At 64.7% G+C, this 16,237-nt stretch carries 10 protein-coding genes; 6 read left to right on the top strand and 4 right to left on the bottom strand.

Annotation, left to right across the window (positions count from 1 at the left end; genetic code table 11):
- Positions 1–662: 662 nt before the first annotated feature.
- The gene (locus C487_RS12385) at positions 663–1,739 is read right to left on the bottom strand and encodes a hypothetical protein (RefSeq protein WP_006186118.1); all 1,077 of its coding nucleotides are present in this window, start codon (positions 1,737–1,739) and stop codon (positions 663–665) included.
- A 2-nt stretch (positions 1,740–1,741) separates the two neighbouring features.
- Positions 1,742–3,283, bottom strand: a complete 1,542-nt coding sequence (glpK, locus tag C487_RS12380) for a glycerol kinase GlpK (RefSeq protein ID WP_006186116.1) — start codon at positions 3,281–3,283, stop codon at positions 1,742–1,744.
- 304 nt (positions 3,284–3,587) lie between these two features.
- On the opposite strand from glpK, the gene glpA reads away from it, so the two are divergent.
- The 5 genes from glpA to C487_RS12355 all read left to right on the top strand — a co-directional run bounded on the left by glpA (position 3,588) and on the right by C487_RS12355 (position 11,348).
- Positions 3,588–5,297: an anaerobic glycerol-3-phosphate dehydrogenase subunit GlpA gene (glpA, locus tag C487_RS12375; protein WP_006186115.1), complete on the top strand. Its 1,710-nt coding sequence runs from the start codon at positions 3,588–3,590 to the stop codon at positions 5,295–5,297.
- On the top strand, positions 5,298–6,602 hold the full coding sequence (gene glpB / locus C487_RS12370; protein ID WP_006186114.1) for a glycerol-3-phosphate dehydrogenase subunit GlpB: 1,305 nt from the start codon (positions 5,298–5,300) through the stop codon (positions 6,600–6,602).
- Positions 6,603–6,686: 84 nt separating this feature from the next.
- Positions 6,687–8,018, top strand: a complete 1,332-nt coding sequence (locus C487_RS12365) for an anaerobic glycerol-3-phosphate dehydrogenase subunit C (protein WP_006186113.1) — start codon at positions 6,687–6,689, stop codon at positions 8,016–8,018.
- On the top strand, positions 8,018–9,184 hold the full coding sequence (locus C487_RS12360; RefSeq protein ID WP_006186112.1) for a Cdc6/Cdc18 family protein: 1,167 nt from the start codon (positions 8,018–8,020) through the stop codon (positions 9,182–9,184). Before C487_RS12365 ends, C487_RS12360 begins: the two co-directional genes overlap by 1 nt.
- An 88-nt stretch (positions 9,185–9,272) precedes the next feature.
- Entirely contained in the window at positions 9,273–11,348 is a 2,076-nt protein-coding gene (locus tag C487_RS12355) for a hypothetical protein (protein WP_006186111.1), read from the top strand.
- Between the two features lie 71 nt (positions 11,349–11,419).
- On the opposite strand, the gene C487_RS21715 is transcribed toward C487_RS12355, so the two are convergent.
- Both C487_RS21715 and C487_RS12345 read right to left on the bottom strand, forming a co-directional pair.
- Positions 11,420–11,554: a DUF7503 family protein gene (locus C487_RS21715; RefSeq protein WP_006186110.1), complete on the bottom strand. Its 135-nt coding sequence runs from the start codon at positions 11,552–11,554 to the stop codon at positions 11,420–11,422.
- A 576-nt stretch (positions 11,555–12,130) separates the two neighbouring features.
- On the bottom strand, positions 12,131–15,043 hold the full coding sequence (locus C487_RS12345; protein WP_006186108.1) for an oligosaccharyl transferase, archaeosortase A system-associated: 2,913 nt from the start codon (positions 15,041–15,043) through the stop codon (positions 12,131–12,133).
- 166 nt (positions 15,044–15,209) lie between these two features.
- On the opposite strand from C487_RS12345, the gene aglG reads away from it, so the two are divergent.
- On the top strand, positions 15,210–16,169 hold the full coding sequence (aglG, locus tag C487_RS12340; protein WP_049908131.1) for a glucosyl-dolichyl phosphate glucuronosyltransferase: 960 nt from the start codon (positions 15,210–15,212) through the stop codon (positions 16,167–16,169).
- Positions 16,170–16,237: the final 68 nt, after the last annotated feature.

Here is a 16,237-nt window from a genome sequence, read left to right as displayed (position 1 = left end):
GTACCCACTGCGTTGAAGGTGAGTAAAAAACAGGTGTATAATCATACCAGATCTCGTACCACCGCTACCTGCTCGAGCGTTCAGAACGATGTCAGAAGCCGGTCAAAAACGGAGAGCCGACTGACTCGTGTCTCACTTCGGACCGTCGCGGGGCTCACACGGCTTTCGTGTTGATACCGTTGCAGAAGTCGGTTACGCGTTCAACGGCGTTTCATCGATCTGCGTCGTCCCCGTTATCCCCTCTCGAGTGTGGTGTGTCAACCGGAGAACTGCGCCGGTGGCGTACGGGGCGCTGTGAGTTTGCGGCGCTATCCCCTGGCGACACAGCTATCCATCCGCGATGACGATCTCGTCGGAATCCGCGTCTGCTTCGAGTCGTCGAATCGCCTCGTTGACTTCCTCCTGGGTCGCTTCATCCATCGACTATCCCCGTGCTTACCGCAGTGGGGACGAACTCCGTAAAGTCATCTCAGCGTATTCAGGGTGCGAAAACACCGCCCCGGTGAGCACGGCCGCTATCGGAACAACCGGACCGATCGAGACACTGCTCACACGACGGCTGTGCGATCAGGTACGTCGTGGCTTGCAGCGGCTACAAGTGTCCCCGTTACAGCGGTGGCGAGGCGAAATCCCACGATGTTAGCTGTGGGACGAAACCGACATCACAGGCCGAGGTAGCCCGCGTTGGGCAACAGCCCGGCCAGATACAGGAGTCCGAGCACGAACATGAACGCCGCGATGGCCATCGCCGGCGGGTCGACGTGCGTCCCGGAGTGGGAGTAGAACACGCGCTGACTCAGTTCGCCGATGAGACCGCTGATCGCGCCGAACGCACCGGCGACGAGCAGGGCGGCCGGCTCGCTGCCGATGGCCGGCATCGCGATCACCGCACCGACAGCGCCCAGCAGCGTGATGTGATGGGTGACCGGAATCTTCTCCACCCCGAGGTTGAGGAACAGCAGGCTCATCGCGGAAATCGCATAGCCCATGAAGATGCTCCCCGTCTTGAGCCAGATGAAGCCGCCGAGGATACCGCCGACGAGACCGATCGCGGTCACGCCGGACCACTTGTACTGGTGTGGCAGCCAGGGTTCGGTCGCCAATCGATCGGTCTCGGTACCGCCGTCGGCCGCCACGCGCATTTCTTCGCGCTCGAACGGCGACATGTCAAGCAGGCTCGAGCCGCCGGCCTTGCCGACGATCGGGTAGCCGAACACGATGCGGGCGAGGAACGCCGTGGCGACGACCGAGAGCGCGATGTTATCCGTCGGGAATCCCAGGCCGTCCATCACCTGGGTGACGAACATCCCGACGACGCCGAAGATCGCACCGACCGCGAGGATATCGGGTTTGGTGCCGAACGCGTACAGGATGTCCTTCCCGAAGTGGTAGTCCCAGTCGTCGGGTTCCATCTCGGGATACTTCCGGCCGGCGTAGGCCGTCGCGGCGACGCCGCCGGCGAAGGCGATGTGCGGACCGGTGACCGCGCCGAAGCCGATCGTCCCGGTAACACCGGTGGCGATATCCCCTGCTCCGGCGACATCGAGGCTACTACCGATCTCTCGTTGCAGAATGGCGATCCCTTCGCCGAGGAAGACCACGAACCCCGTGAAGACGAACGAGGGCAGCGCGCCGAGGGCCGCGCCGAACGCGCCGCCGGCGAGGGCGGCGATGAACAGCACGGCGAACTGCTCGAACTCCATGCCGATGACGGGAACCTGCAGTAGCACCTCTATCATGGTTACTCCTCCCCGTCCCGCGCCCAGTCACGCGATCGTTCGACGGCGTCCGACCACCGATCGTACCGCTGGTCCGCGACCGCCGGATCCATCTTCGGTTCGAACTCCGCGTCGACCTGCCAGTTGCTCCGCAACTCGTCGGGATCGCTCCAGTACCCGACGGCGAGGCCGGCCGCGTACGCGGAGCCGAGCGCCGTCGTCTCGTCGACGACCGGGCGGACGATCTCCGAGCCGATGATGTCGGACTGCAGTTGACAGAGGAAGTTGTTCTTGACCGCGCCGCCGTCGACCTTCAGCGAAGTCATCTCGATACCCGAGTCGGCTTCCATGGCCTCGGCCACGTCCCGGGTCTGGTAGGCGATCGACTCGAGAGTCGCGCGAACGACGTGTTCCTTCCGGGTACCGCGGGTCATCCCGACGATGGTGCCGCGTGCGCGCTGGTCCCAGTGGGGTGCGCCCAGTCCGGTGAAGGCGGGGACGACGTAGACGCCGTCCGTCGAGTCGACGCTACGGGCGAGCTCCGCCGTCTGGGCGGGGTTATCGATCAGCGACATGTCCTCGAGCCACTCGATCGCCGCGCCGGTGATGAAGATCGATCCCTCGAGTGCGTACTGGACGTCTTCTCCCGAGCGCTGGAAGCCGATCGTCGTCAGCAGGCCGTGATCGGACTCGACGGCCTCGTCGCCGGTGTTCATCAGGAAGAACGAGCCGGTGCCGTAGGTATTCTTCGCGTCGCCGGCGTCGAAACAGGTCTGGCCGAACAGGGCCGCCTGTTGATCGCCGAGCGCGCCCGCGACCGGGACCTCGGCTTCGAGGAACCCATCCGGATCGGTCGAGCCGTAGGTCTCGTCGTCGCTCGAGGGGCGGACCTCCGGAAGCATCTCCTCGGGAACGTCGAACTCCGCGAGGAGGTCGTCGTCCCACTCGAGATCATGGATGTTGTACAGCATCGTCCGCGAGGCGTTCGTGACTTCGGTGATGTGCTCACCGGTGAGGTTGTAGATCAGCCACGTGTCGATGGTCCCGAAGAGAACCTCGCCTTTCTCCGCGCGGTCGCGGATGTCCTCCGGCCGGGAGCGCTCGAGTTTGATCGGGTCGGCGTTGTCGAGCAGCCACTCGGCTTTCGTCGCCGAGAAGTAGGCGTCGGCCTCGAGCCCGGTCTTCTCGCGGATGGTCTCGACGAAGCCGTCCGCCTCGAGTTGTTCGACGCGGTCGGTCGTTCGACGGTCCTGCCAGACGATGGCGTTGTGGACCGGCCGACCGGAGTCGGCGTCCCACAGCAACGTCGTCTCCCGCTGATTGGTCACCCCGATGGCCTCGAGTTGGTCGGGGCTAACGCCCGCCTGTCCGAGCGCCCGTCGAATGACGTCTTTGGTGTTCTCCCAGATTTCGGTCGGGTCGTGCTCGACCCAGCCGGGTTCCGGATAGATCTGTTCGTGTTTCTCGTACGCGTTCGCGACGACTTGCCCCTCGTGATCGAACACGATGAAGCGCGTGCCGGTCGTTCCCTGGTCAACCGCACCGACATAGGTATTAGCTGTCATAGGTGGTCACCCATACTCCCACGGGCCGATTTACTGGTGGAAGCGTGCTACTGGTAAACAACTCCTACGATCATTATAAATGTTTTCAAATCCATAAGTTATGTTTCATAAGGGGGAGTGGCAATCGTCTTCCAGACTATCTGAAATAGCCGTTTTCGACGAATTTACGACATCGGCCGCAGCGCAGTCGGGCGTTCAACCCCCCGATCGAAACGCGCGCCGTTCGAAACTCATCAATTGTTATGGCCGTTATCCGATCGCCGATAAAATAAAGATGGAGGTGTCCGTAGAGGGTAGTGACAGAATGCCACGGGATACCGAGGTCCTCGTTCTCGGCGGTGGCTCGACCGGCTGTGGCATCGCCCGCGACCTGGCGATGCGCGGCCTCGAAGTCACGCTCGTCGAGCGGGGGAACCTCACGGACGGAACGACCGGTCGGATGCACGGCCTGTTGCACAGCGGCGGGCGGTACGCCGTCTCCGACCAGGCCAGCGCGACGGAATGTATCGAGGAAAACGAAATCCTTCGGGGTATCGCCGGCCACTGCGTCGAGGAAACCGGCGGGCTGTTCGTCCAGCGACCCGAGGACTCGGACGAATACTTTCAGGAGAAACTCGAGGGCTGCCGGGAGTGTGGAATTCCCGCCCGCGTGCTCTCCGGGAGGGAAGCCCGCGAGGTCGAACCGTACCTCGCGGACGACGTGGCGCGCGCGATCGAGGTCCCCGACGGCGCGGTCGACCCGTTCCGGCTCTGCGTCGCGAACGCCATCGACGCCGAGAACCACGGCGCGCGGGTCGAGACCCATGCCGAGGTGGTCGACCTCCTGCGCGACGGCGACGACATCTACGGCGTCGAGGTGCGACACGAGTCCGGTCCCGGAAAGCGCACGCACGCTTCACCTGGCACCACCGAGGAGATCACCGCGGACTACGTGGTCAACGCGACCGGCGCGTGGGCCGGACAGATCGGCGCGATGGCCGACCTCGAGATCGAGGTCCGCCCTTCGAAGGGCGTCATGACGATCATGAATGTCCGGCAGGTCGACACCGTCATCAACCGCTGCCGGCCGAAGGGCGACGCCGACATCATCGTCCCCCACGAGACGACGGCGATCCTCGGGACGACCGACGAAGAAGTCTCCGACCCCGACGACTACCCCGAGGAGCAGTGGGAGGTCGACCAGATGATCGACACGCTCTCGGAACTGGTGCCGATCCTCGAGGAGGCCCGTACCATCCGCTCGTTCTGGGGCGTCCGCCCGCTCTACGAGCCGCCGGGAACCGGCACGCAGGACCCGACCGACATCACGCGGGACTTCTTCCTGCTCGATCACGCCGACCGCGACGGCGTGGCGGGGATGTCCAGCATCGTCGGCGGCAAGTTCACCACCTACCGGGCGATGGCCGAGGAGATCGCCGACCACGTCTGTGACAAACTCGGGGTGACCGCCTCGTGTTCGACCGCGGACGAGCCCCTGCCGGGCAGCGAGAACATCGAGACGCTCGAGGCGGGGATGGACGACTTCGGGCTGCGCTCCCCGGTGGCCCGCCGGAGCACGCAACGGTTGGGGAGCCGGGCAAGCGAGGTGCTCGAGACGGACGAACCGAACCCGGTGATCTGCCAGTGTGAGGGCGTGACCCGAGCGGAGATTCGGGACGCGATCTCGCAGTCTGGATCGGACCTGAACGCGGTTCGCATCCGGACGCGGGCCTCGATGGGCAACTGCCAGGGCGGCTTCTGCTGCCAGAACATGGCGAACGAACTCCATCCGACGTACGACGAGGAGACGGTTCGCGAGGCGCTCGACGAACTCTTTCAGGAGCGCTGGAAGGGCGAGCGTCACGCGCTGTGGGGCGAACAGCTCTCGCAAGCGATGCTCAACTACGCGCTCCACGCGACGACGATGAACCGCGATCACGATCCCGCAAGCGCGACGGGAGACGTCGACTTCGCGGCGTTCGACGGCGGCCGGACGGCGAGCGATCGGGTCGACGGGACCCAGGGGGCCGATTGAATGGCGATCGAGGACGACGTCCTCGTCGTCGGCGGCGGACTCGCCGGAACGACCGCCGCGCTCGCCGCCGCGGAGCGGGACGTACAGGTGCGACTCGTCTCGTACAGACAGAGCACGCTTCGCAACGCCAGCGGACTGATCGACATCCTGGGCTACACGCCGGCCGGTGACGGCCCGCTCGTGGACCCCTTCGAGGCCCTCGACGACCTCCCCACGGGCCATCCCTACGAACGCGTCGGCAGCGAGGCGGTCCGCGAGGCGCTCGCGTTCTTCGACGGGATCGTCGGCGACGCCTATGCCGGCGCGCACACGGACGCGAACGCGCTCGTCCCGACCCACGGCGGCACCGTCAAGCCGACCGCGCGGTATCCGACCTCGACGGCGGCCGGCCTGGCGAGCGACGACCGCGACGCACTGCTCGTCGGCTTCGAGACGCTGCCCGACTTCGAGGCCCCGCTCGCGGCATCTCATCTCGAGGCGGCCGGCGCGCCCTTTACCGCCCGTGGCGTCACGGTTCGGTTTCCCGGTATCGTCCGGGACGACGCGAAGGTCACGCGGTACGCACACCTCCTCGATCACGACGAAACCGTCGAGACGCCGGCCGGCGAGACCACCGCTCGCGAGGCGCTCGCCGAAACCGTCCGCACGCATCTCGAGGGGGAGGCCCGCGTCGGCTTCCCCGCCGTGCTCGGTGACGACCGCGCCGACGCGGTCAGGGCCGACCTCGGCGACCGGCTCGGCGTCGACGTCTTCGAGGTCCCGATGGGGCCGCCGAGCCTGCCCGGCATCCGCCTCGAAGACCTGCTCTACGAGGCGCTCGAGGCGGCGGGCGTCCGGGTAACGACCGGCGTACCGGTCGTCGACTACGAGACCGACGGCGAGAGGACGAACGCGACCGACCCGGAACGGATCGACCGCGTCGTCGTCGATCGCAACGGGGCCGAGGTCCCCCATCGTGCGACCCAGTACGTCCTCGCGACGGGGGGGCTGGTCGGGAAGGGGGTGCAGTCGGAGCGCGACGGGGTGTTCGAGCCGCTCTTCGACTGTCACGTCCCCCAGCCGGCGGACCGCTACGACTGGTTCGTCGACGATGTCTTCGGCGACCAGCCGTACGCGCGGTTCGGCCTGCCGGTCGACCGCGACCTCAGGCCGCTCGACGCCGGCGACGACCCGGAGTTTTCGAACCTGCGCGCGGCCGGTGCGGTGCTGGGCGGGTACGACTTCGCGGCCGAGAAATCCGGCAGCGGCGTCTCGCTCGCGACGGGCTACGTCGCCGGCCGACGCGCCGCGGAGGGATGTCGATGACCGCCGACCGGCCCGCACGCGGAGTGGCATCGACCATCGAACGACCCACACGAGCGACGGCGACGGAGCGATCGACGTGATTCCATGAGTGACGCAGAACAACCGACCGACGACGGCGTACCGGGCGACGACGAGTTCGAACCGATTCAGGTCTTCCCTGAAGCCGAGGAGATGGACCTCCGGCCGGGCGCGGACAACTGCTACAAGTGTTCGACCTGCGACACCAACTGTCCGGTCGCAGAGGTCGACGACGAGTTCCCCGGCCCGAAGTTCCAGGGACCCGAGCAGTGGCGACTCAAACGTCAGGACGACCAGGATATCGACGACTCCGTGATGAAGTGCTCGAACTGCATGCGCTGTGACAGCGCCTGTCCCTCCGACGTCCCCCTGTCGCAGATGCACAACACCGCTCGAGGGGAGTATGTCGAGGAACAGATGAACAAGTTCTCGCGGGAGTACGTCCGCAATCGCATCCTCGCGAACTACCGCCGGCTCGCCCCGCTGGGATCGATGTTCCCGCGGACGACGAACTTCGTGATGGGACTGTCGGCGACCCAGTGGCTCGGCGAGAAACTCCTCGGCATTACCGGCGAGCGGGAGTTCCCCGAGTTCGCGACCGAAACGTTCCGCGAGTGGTGGACGAAGCGCGGCGGTGCAAACGTCGACAATCCCGACAAGCGGATCGCGTACTTCCACGGCTGCTATTCGAACTACAACACCCCCGAGGTAGCCAAGGCGCTGGTCCGCGTCTACGAACACTTCGGCTACGAGATCATGGTCCCCGACCAGCACTGCTCGGGGACGCCGATGTTCGCCAACGGGATGCTCGAGGACGCACGCCGGTCGGCCGAGACGAACGTGCGGGAACTCGCCGCGGCGCTCGAGGACGGCGCGGATATCGTCGCCTCCTGTAGCTCCTGTTCGATGTCGCTGCGCCAGGAGTATCCCGAACTGTTCGACTTCGAGGGGACCGAGGCGGTCGCGGAAAACACCTGGGACGCCGTCGAGTATCTCCGGGTTCACGAGGACCTCGAAGGCGAACTCGAGGGAACCTCGGTCGACGAGTTCGACGACTTCGCCTACCACGCGCCGTGTCACGCCCGCAATCAGGGGCTCGACGGCCAGACGACGGAAGTGTTGGCCCCTATCGACGGCGTCGCAGCCCACGACGTCGGCGACTCCTGTTCGGGTATTTCCGGCACGTATGGCTGGAAGGCGGAGAATTACGAAACCTCCATGAAAATCGGGGAGGAAATGTTCGACCACATGGAAGAGTCGGAGGCGAACACGGGACTCACGGAGTGTCCGACCTGTTCGATGCAGATGGAACACGGAACCGGCTACGAGATCTCACACACCCTCGAAGTGCTCGAGGCGGCGCTCGTCGGGGACCGGACGGAGGCGGCCGCACAGTAATGGATTTACAGGAGCGTATCGCTCGTCGGCGGTCGGCGCGACGGGGCTCGCGCGTCGTCGTCGACCGCGACCAACTCAGCCCGGTCGTCCACCGGCCGGAGCCGGTCGGTCGCGGCCCCGTCCTAGAGCAACTCCTCGACGCGCTCGAGGCGGTCTTCGACGGCGAACTCCCGCCGCCAGTCGCGGTAGTCGGGCCGTCGGGAGCGGGCACCTCCGCGATCGTGACGGCGCTGTTCGACGCGTTGAACCAGCAGTTCGGCGGCTCGGACCGGACGATTGCCACGACGACGCGGGGCGGGAGCACCGAGCCGGTTACGTGGTTCGTCACCGTCGACGGCCGCCACGTCGAGAGCCCGTTCGCGTTCTATCGGGCCGTCCTGTCGGGAATCTCGAACGAGCGGGTCCCCGAGAGCGGCGTCGGGACCGACGACTTGCGCGAGCGTCTGTCCGACAGGCTCGCCCGCACCGATCGTCGCGCAATCGTCGCGATCGACCACCACGACGAACCGGAGACGCTCAGCGCCGAGCGCGTCCACGAACTGCTGGCACCGGTCGAGGACTGTACCGCCACCGTCGCGGTCGGACAGCGAGCGCCCGACGACCATCGAGGCCCCACGGTCACCGTTCCCACCTACCGCGACCACGAACTCGTCGACATCGTGACCGACCGTGCCTCGACGGGGCTGGCCGCCGGCGTGCTCGATCACGATGCCGTTCGGGAACTCGCCGGTTGGGCCGACGGGAACGCACACGACGCGCTCGCGGCCCTGTTCGGGGCGGCCGTCCTCGCGAGCGAAACCGATGCGGACCGGATCGAGCCGGCCCATCTCGAGCGAGCGTGGGCCGACGTGCCCGACGACGGCGTCCACGTGAGCCGAGCGCTCGCGCTTTCCAAGACCCGCCAGCGAGTGCTGATAGAACTGGTCGATATCGGACCGGGCGAGCGGTCGATTCGCGAGATCGCGACCGCGATCGCGGATCGGTCGTCGCTGACCACCGGGACGGTCAAGCGGTTCCTCTACGAACTCGCCGACCGTGGCGTCATCGAACGGCTCCCGCTCTCGACGGCCAACAACGGTAGCGGTCGCCGGCCGAGCACGGTCGCGGTCCGGTTTCCGACGATCGCGTTCCGAGCATTGAGCCCGATCGGGCTGGAATCGCTGTGAGCGACCCCCATCAGCGAGCGCGAGGCGGAGTCTCGGCGGATGGGCAATCTATTTTGTCGGCCCCCGATAACGATAGTGATAACCGGGTATGACGATCGAGTTCACTGAGACGGCGGACGAGACCGGGCTCGAGGTATACGACTCGATTGAACAACGCCGCCTTCGCATCGGGACGCCCTCGCCCGTCTCCCCGGCCGTACTCGAACCCGATCGGTTCCGTTTCCCGATCGACAAGAAGTGTGCTATCGAAACGGATGCGCTCGTCTTCGACCAATCGTACTCCGTTACCGTTCACAACAGCACCGGGCAAACCGAAACGAGCCTCGACGCCGGAGAGACGGTTCGGCTCGAGGAACGGACCCAGTTCGTCGGGCTGAGCGGCCCGATCAGACTGTACTGCCGGATCGATGCCGCCGGCACCATCGATATCGGGCTCACGTCGATCCGGATCACGTTCGACGAGGCGACCGAAGTCGAAGTCGGTGCCCGGTCGCCGCACGATCGGCCGGCAGCGACGATCACGACGCCGCCGGACATCGAATCGATGATGGCGGCCGTGTCGGCGCTGCCGTCCGCTTTGAAGACGACATCGCCCGAGCGGACGTGGCCAACGCTGCGTGGCCATCCGCCGCTGATCGAACTCGGGGATCGACTCCGGATCCCGGACACCGTCGATCGACCGGACGACGACATGATTCTCACGGTGCCACCCGAACGCAGTGCCCTCTATCAGGCGGCCCCGCTGGGATTCTTCCTCGGGGCAACGATTCGACCGGGCCGGGAGCCGACACTCGAGACGCCGCGGTTCGAACACCCATTGACGGCCGAGCACCCGTTCGAAGACGCGGTTGCCAGACTGCTGAAACGCTTCTTCTTCCTCGACTGCCTGACGCGAACTGAAGGGTTCTACCGGTACGAACTCCACGAACGGCGGCTGCTCGAGGATGAACTGCCGTACGATCTCGCCGAGATGTACGCGGCGGACCTCCCGGAGCGACTCGACCGGTATCTCGACATTCCCTACGACCAACTGGCGTCGCACATGCCACGCTGGCCGCTGACCGCACACGTCCCGGCGGAGCCGGACACCATCGAACTGTTACCGTTCATCGTCAACGAACTCGGCGTCGTTCGCGACGTGGGTGGAAAGCCGCCCAAAACGGTCCCCGACCCCGGCAACGCGGCGGGACTCGTCCGTTCCGTGAGTCGAACCCGCGACTCGTCACGGACGTCACGACCCGACCGGTCGTTCGTCGTCCCCGACATCACGGACGAATCGGTCGAGCACGCCTGGTTCGGCGACGACATTCCCCAGCAGGCCTCGAAGGCAACCCTCGAGGCGTACCGCAATCAGCTCGCACGCGACGCCAGAAACGAGTCGACCGAAATCCTGCTCGTCTGTAACGATGCGCGGATGCTCGGCGAACACGATGCGCTCGGGGACGTCTACGGGAACCGCGAGACCCTGCCGTTCGAGATCCACTCGGAATTCGGCGTCGATACGGACCGTCTCGCGGACCTGCTCACCGATGGCAGCTACGACTTCTTCCATTACATCGGGCACGCGACCGAGGACGGACTTCGCTGCCCCGACGGTGAACTCGACGTGCGATCCCTCGAGTCGGTCGATCTCGGCGTCTTCTTCCTGAACGCCTGTCGGTCGTACGAACAGGGGCTCGCGCTCACCCGTCGGGGTGCGTTCGGCGGCGTCAGTACGTACGCGGATATCGTCAACGACCGGGCCGTCGAGGCCGGAGAGACCATGGCTCGGTTGCTCAATCGAGGGTTCCCGCTCCGGGCCGCGCTCGAAATCGCGCGGACCCACTCGTCGCTCGGGAAGCAGTACCTGATCGTCGGGGACGGATCGGCGGATATCGCACAGTCCGACGGCGGTGCGCCCATGATCGTGGACCTCGAACGCGACGGGGACGAACCGTTCGACTTCGCCGTCCAATCGTATTCGACCAAGGAGTTCAAACTGGGAACGGCGACGGAATCGACGCTCCCGACCGTCGCGGACCGTCACTTGAGTCCCGGTCGAACGTCGTTCTCGCGGGCAGATCGGGACGCTGTCAGGGAGTATCTTATTTGGAACGAGGTTCCGATTCGGGTCGACAGCGACCTACAGTGGAACGACGGCATCGGGTCACCGATCTTCGAGTGATCAATCGCAGAAGAACAGGAAACGGGTCGGTATCGCGTCGTTCGGCGAACGCTTTTTGATGAATCGACTGATTACGGCCCGATTTGGGACGAACTTCCTGCGACCACCGTTCCGGCCTGGCTGAGCAGGACGAACATGGTGAACAGCGCGCCGATCATTCGTGGGTTCTGTGCGAGATAGTCCTTCATGCTGTTTTTCGCGGACATTGCATTCCAACAGTTGTGGCCGTTGGAAATAAATTTATCTAATACTTACCTATATGAATTATTATAGCAGAAGTGAGATCCGATACAGGACGGTGACTCCGGTCACACGCCGGGCCTCGACTACGGGGGATGGCTCATCGGGTCCGACGTTACGGTCTCCCGGCGAGCGAGTCGGTACCGCTCTCCGAACACACCACTCCCTGTGGTCCAAAAAGCGCCACCGAAGTGGCTGTGGTCGCTACCGAAACGATTTCACACCGAGAACTCGTCGGCGCAGCGCCGGACGGCGGCACCGATCACTATCGGACCCGTCGCGCCGGTCCGCCTCACGTCGACACGCACGGACGGCGTTCGATTCGTGACTCGACGATGTCCACCTCCATCTCGGAACGATGTCGCCACTCGACCGAGCGGCGACTCGAGAATACACGAGATCGTCGTCTCTCCACTGCGGAGCCGCTACCGATCGACGCGACGAACAGGGCTTGAATCGCTCGAGACCGAGCGAGCGTTCGTGAACGTCCGCGTGCGTTGCCCACCGACCGCCGGGTCGCGACGAGCGCCGTTCGCGACGGCTTAGTGGGCTGGCTCGACCGCAACCGCGGAGATCGATTCTGCCGTTCCGTTCTCGGCCGTTCCGTCGTCCGCCGCTCCGGCGTCGCTCGAGTCCGCGGTCCCGTCGTCGGCGGTTTCGTTGCCGGACGTTTCGTTGCTCTCGTTGCCATCGGGCTGTTCCGCGGTCTCGACTTCCTCGAGACTGACGTCGACCGTGTCGCCGTCGATGACGGCGGTTTCGGAGACGGTCGCCTCGCCGGTATACCGCGTCATGCCGTCGTCGCCCGATACCACCGCGCCGATGGTGTAGTTGCCGGTGGCTTCGACGCTGCTGTTGGTGTAGCCGTCGTCGACGCCGAGTGCGTCGTCGGTCGCGTACGGAACGGTCAGTTCGAAGCGCCCGTCCGCAGCGGGGTCGGCCTGCTGCGTGTACGTGAACGTTCGGCCGGTGTCGGTCTGGAGTTCGACTCCGGCTCTGACCGTCGCGTTCTCGGGGTCGATTCCGCTCGCGCCGTCGATGCTCCCCGTGATGGTTGCACCCTCGACGCGCTCGAAGGTCTTCACCGACGAGACGACGTGGGCGTCCCACATCGGGGTTCCGAGGCCCTGATACACCTGATCGTTACTGCGGGCTGCGGCGAGTTGCGTCTGGAGCGATTGGGTCTGGTTACTCCAGCCGGAGCCTCTGAGCGAGACCGAGTTCCGGGGCAACAGACCGCCGCGTCCCCGCATCCCACCGACGACGGAATACTCGTCGCTCTCGTGAACGAGTCGGTAGTGTTCCATCCGCGCGGCGTCTTGGAGGTACAGCGACGCCATCGTCGTGTTGTCGTAGTTGTCGTTTACGCTCGGTGCCTCTACCGTTTCGTTACCGACCTGGAACGGTTGGTTCTCGACGTACGTGCCGTAATCCGGACCCGACCACTGCGTGATCGCCCCGAACTTCCCGCCGGCCATCTCGTCGTCGATCATGACGTACCGAATCTCCTCGTCGGTCTCGTTGCCCTCGGTGATCGCCTCGAGCTCCGCGGACGACTTATCCGCGACGGAGCCGCCGGCGGCGATCCCGTCGAGGATCAGTTCCGCTCGTTCCTCCGACTGGGCAGTCAGATACGCTGACGACGATTTCGCGTTCTGCTGGAACGGGTTCGAGTGGGGAATCCGTTCGGCCTGGGTCGTCACCAGGTGGCCGTAGTCCCACCAGGACATGACCCCGTACGACCCCTCGGGATAGTCGTAGTCCCCGTCTTCAGGGGTGTACGTGCCGTAGTAATCGATCTGACTCGCGTTGTCCGCACCGCCGTAGTTGCCGACCGCGGGCGTGTTCTCCTGTAGCCACTCGTTCGATCCCTCCCACTTCATCGAACTCGACTGCGGCCCGGTCTGTTCCGCCTGCCCCCAGGCCGTTGCGGTTGCCAGCGGCGGCAACAACGGGGCAAACAGGAGCAAGACGACCAGTGCGATAGTGATGACCTGATAGGTCTCGACCGATCGCAGCGACTCGAGACCGCCCGTCAGGTCCAGACTGAAGAGCCGGATGAGTTCAGCGACGAACGCGGCGTTGACGATCGCGACCGCGAGCAGGAGGTAGTACGAGAAGCGGATCTGGGTCGCCGCCATGCTGATCAGGAACACCGACCAGACGACGACGAGCGTGTGTTCGGCGCGGAACTTGCGGCCCAGAAGGGGACGAAGCAGGAGAAACGCCAGTCCGGCAACCATCGTGACGAACGCGCTCCCGAACTCGGCGAAGGTGTGTGGCAGGAAGTTCTCCGGCGGGGACGCTTCCTGAATGGTGGTGTCGGTAGTCGCCTCGCCGAAGGGAACCATCCGCCGCGTCGCGTTACCGATAATCGCATCGAACAGGTCGGGAAGGGCGAGCCACATCACCAGAAACGTCGCGGCGATGAGCCCACCGACCGCGACGGGATAGTACCGTCGCTCGAGGTTCCGATCGTTCCACTGTCGGGCGAGCCAGGCCATGAAGACACAGCCGGCTGCCACGAGGACGGCGGTCAAGGGCTGGAGGAGACCGAAACTCGTCGAGCCGGTACTCCCCGGTGCTTCGATGAGCAGTGCGGTCAACACGGCGGTCACGCCGAGACTCACCGCACCGACGAAGGCGACGTGATCCGGCGAGACCCCGCGCAGGTAATCGAGGGAGAGCTGGACGGTAAAGAACACCGCGAGGATCCCGATCAGTAGGACCGCGGACGGCCAGATCCAGATGTAGAGCGTGAGCGCGAGTCCCGCCAGCCCGCTGTAGATGGCGGGCGTTCGGAGCGTGGTCCAGTCTCGATCGGCGACGAGTTCGTAGATCGGTTTTTCGCGTTCGGCGACGGTGACCGCGACCATCATCGCGAGGATCGCGAGTCCCATGAACAGGACCTCGGCGACGTGGTGGTCGAGTTGTCCGACCGTCGACCGACTCAGGAACTGCCCCCGCGAAAGGGCAAGGATCAGCACGGAGACGATCCCGCCGATCGTCCCACCGAGTCGGCGCCCGGCGTAGAAGACCGGAATCGCGACGAGCGCGGCCATGACCGGAATCGAAAGCAGTGAGACCGTATACAGCGTTTCAGCCGACGGATCTCCGAGTCCGACGATCATCGCCACGGTGACAATGAGTTGGTCGAACAGCGTCCCGAACTGGCCGACGTAGGTGCCGGTCGGGAACCCGGTCCAGGCCTCGTACGGCATCGTGTGCGGATAGTTCTCGGCCGTCCAATTGATCGTCCGCCAGTGATACCACGAGTCGATGCCCGCTAGCGCGGGCGTTCCGTCCTCGGTGACGAACCGGCCGTACGACTGGGTTCGCAACCAGACCATAAACAGCATCACGACCCCCAGAACGGGGAAGTGATACCAGTCTCGGAACGACTCGAGGAGGGTCGTTTCGGTCCCGTCCTCGACGCGTTCGGTGTCGGTACTCATTAGCTTGCACCAGACCGAACCCAAGAATAAGTCTTATTATATACACGCGGCCGTTGGAGCTCCGGTCTCGAGCCGTCTCGATCGCGCGTCTCACCCGAGCGTGGCCGTCACGGCGACCCCGTTCGAACGAAAAAGCTTATTCGCGACTCACCGAAATCCGACGGCAATGAAGGTTTCCGTCGTCGTCTGTACCTACGCGATGGACCGCTACGATGTCTTTTCGGCGTGTGTCGACAGCGTTCTCGCTCAAACCTACGAGCCGCTCGAGATCGTCCTAGTCGTCGACGGGAACGAGGCGGTTTTCGAGCGCGTTCGGGACGACTACGGCGACCTCGATGACGTTGTCCTGCACTGTAACGACGAGAACCACGGGATTTCCTACAGTCGAACGCGAGGCGCGAAGATCGCGACCGGGGACGTCGTCGCGTTCATCGACGACGACGCCGTCGCCGAGGACGACTGGGTGGCGGAGTTGGCTCGCGGCTACGACGAGACGGACGCGATCGCGGTCGGCGGCCACGTCGCCGCCGACTGGGTGACCGAAAAGCCCGATTTCTTTCCCGCGGAGTTCTACTGGCTCGTCGGGTGTGACGAGCGCGGCATGGGCGAGCACATGGAAGAACTGCGGAACACGTACGGCTCGAACATCTCATTCCGGCGAGACGTGTTCCTGAACGTCGGCGGCTACGACGAGAACACGGGTCGCAAGGGAGACCGCCATATCCAGGCCCACGAAGCGCCAGTGTGCATCCGAATGGCGAATCAATACGGGAAAGGCGTGATCTACAACACCGACGCGGTTGTTCACCACAAGCTGTTCGACTACCGCGGCGACTTCCGGTGGCTCGTGTTCCGCTCGTTCTGGCAGGGGTATTCGAAACGGATCATGGACCTGTTGTTACCCGAGGCGTCGGGAGACAAAAACGAATACTTGGGACAACTCATGCTCGAGTTCGTTCCGAACCGGCTGTCGGATCTCGTTCGTGAGCCATCGGCTGCAAAAGTCAAACAGCTCGTGACGATTTTCATCTTTACCACTGCTGTCGGGGTCGGTTATCTGTACGGGTTGGCTGCCGTCGACCGAGCGGAACTGGCAGTCGATCGTGACGTGGCGGCCGAAGCCTGACGACAAGGCGGAGCTCGTGATACGCTCACGAGCGAGGTCTACCGGTGAGCCCGAGCACAGATTATTCG

The sequence above is a fragment of the Natrinema pallidum DSM 3751 genome (assembly GCF_000337615.1).
Taxonomy (GTDB): domain Archaea; phylum Halobacteriota; class Halobacteria; order Halobacteriales; family Natrialbaceae; genus Natrinema; species Natrinema pallidum.
Note: the sequence above shows the minus strand (reverse complement) of the source record. Positions and strands in the feature narration are given on the sequence as shown.

Coding starts and splice junctions, on each gene's coding strand:
- C487_RS12385 (WP_006186118.1), bottom strand. CDS start 1,739: ATGATAGAGGTGCTACTGCAGGTTCCCGTCATCGGCATGGAGTTCGAG.
- glpK (WP_006186116.1), bottom strand. CDS start 3,283: ATGACAGCTAATACCTATGTCGGTGCGGTTGACCAGGGAACGACCGGC.
- glpA (WP_006186115.1), top strand. CDS start 3,588: ATGCCACGGGATACCGAGGTCCTCGTTCTCGGCGGTGGCTCGACCGGC.
- glpB (WP_006186114.1), top strand. CDS start 5,298: ATGGCGATCGAGGACGACGTCCTCGTCGTCGGCGGCGGACTCGCCGGA.
- C487_RS12365 (WP_006186113.1), top strand. CDS start 6,687: ATGAGTGACGCAGAACAACCGACCGACGACGGCGTACCGGGCGACGAC.
- C487_RS12360 (WP_006186112.1), top strand. CDS start 8,018: ATGGATTTACAGGAGCGTATCGCTCGTCGGCGGTCGGCGCGACGGGGC.
- C487_RS12355 (WP_006186111.1), top strand. CDS start 9,273: ATGACGATCGAGTTCACTGAGACGGCGGACGAGACCGGGCTCGAGGTA.
- C487_RS21715 (WP_006186110.1), bottom strand. CDS start 11,554: ATGTCCGCGAAAAACAGCATGAAGGACTATCTCGCACAGAACCCACGA.
- C487_RS12345 (WP_006186108.1), bottom strand. CDS start 15,043: ATGAGTACCGACACCGAACGCGTCGAGGACGGGACCGAAACGACCCTC.
- aglG (WP_049908131.1), top strand. CDS start 15,210: ATGAAGGTTTCCGTCGTCGTCTGTACCTACGCGATGGACCGCTACGAT.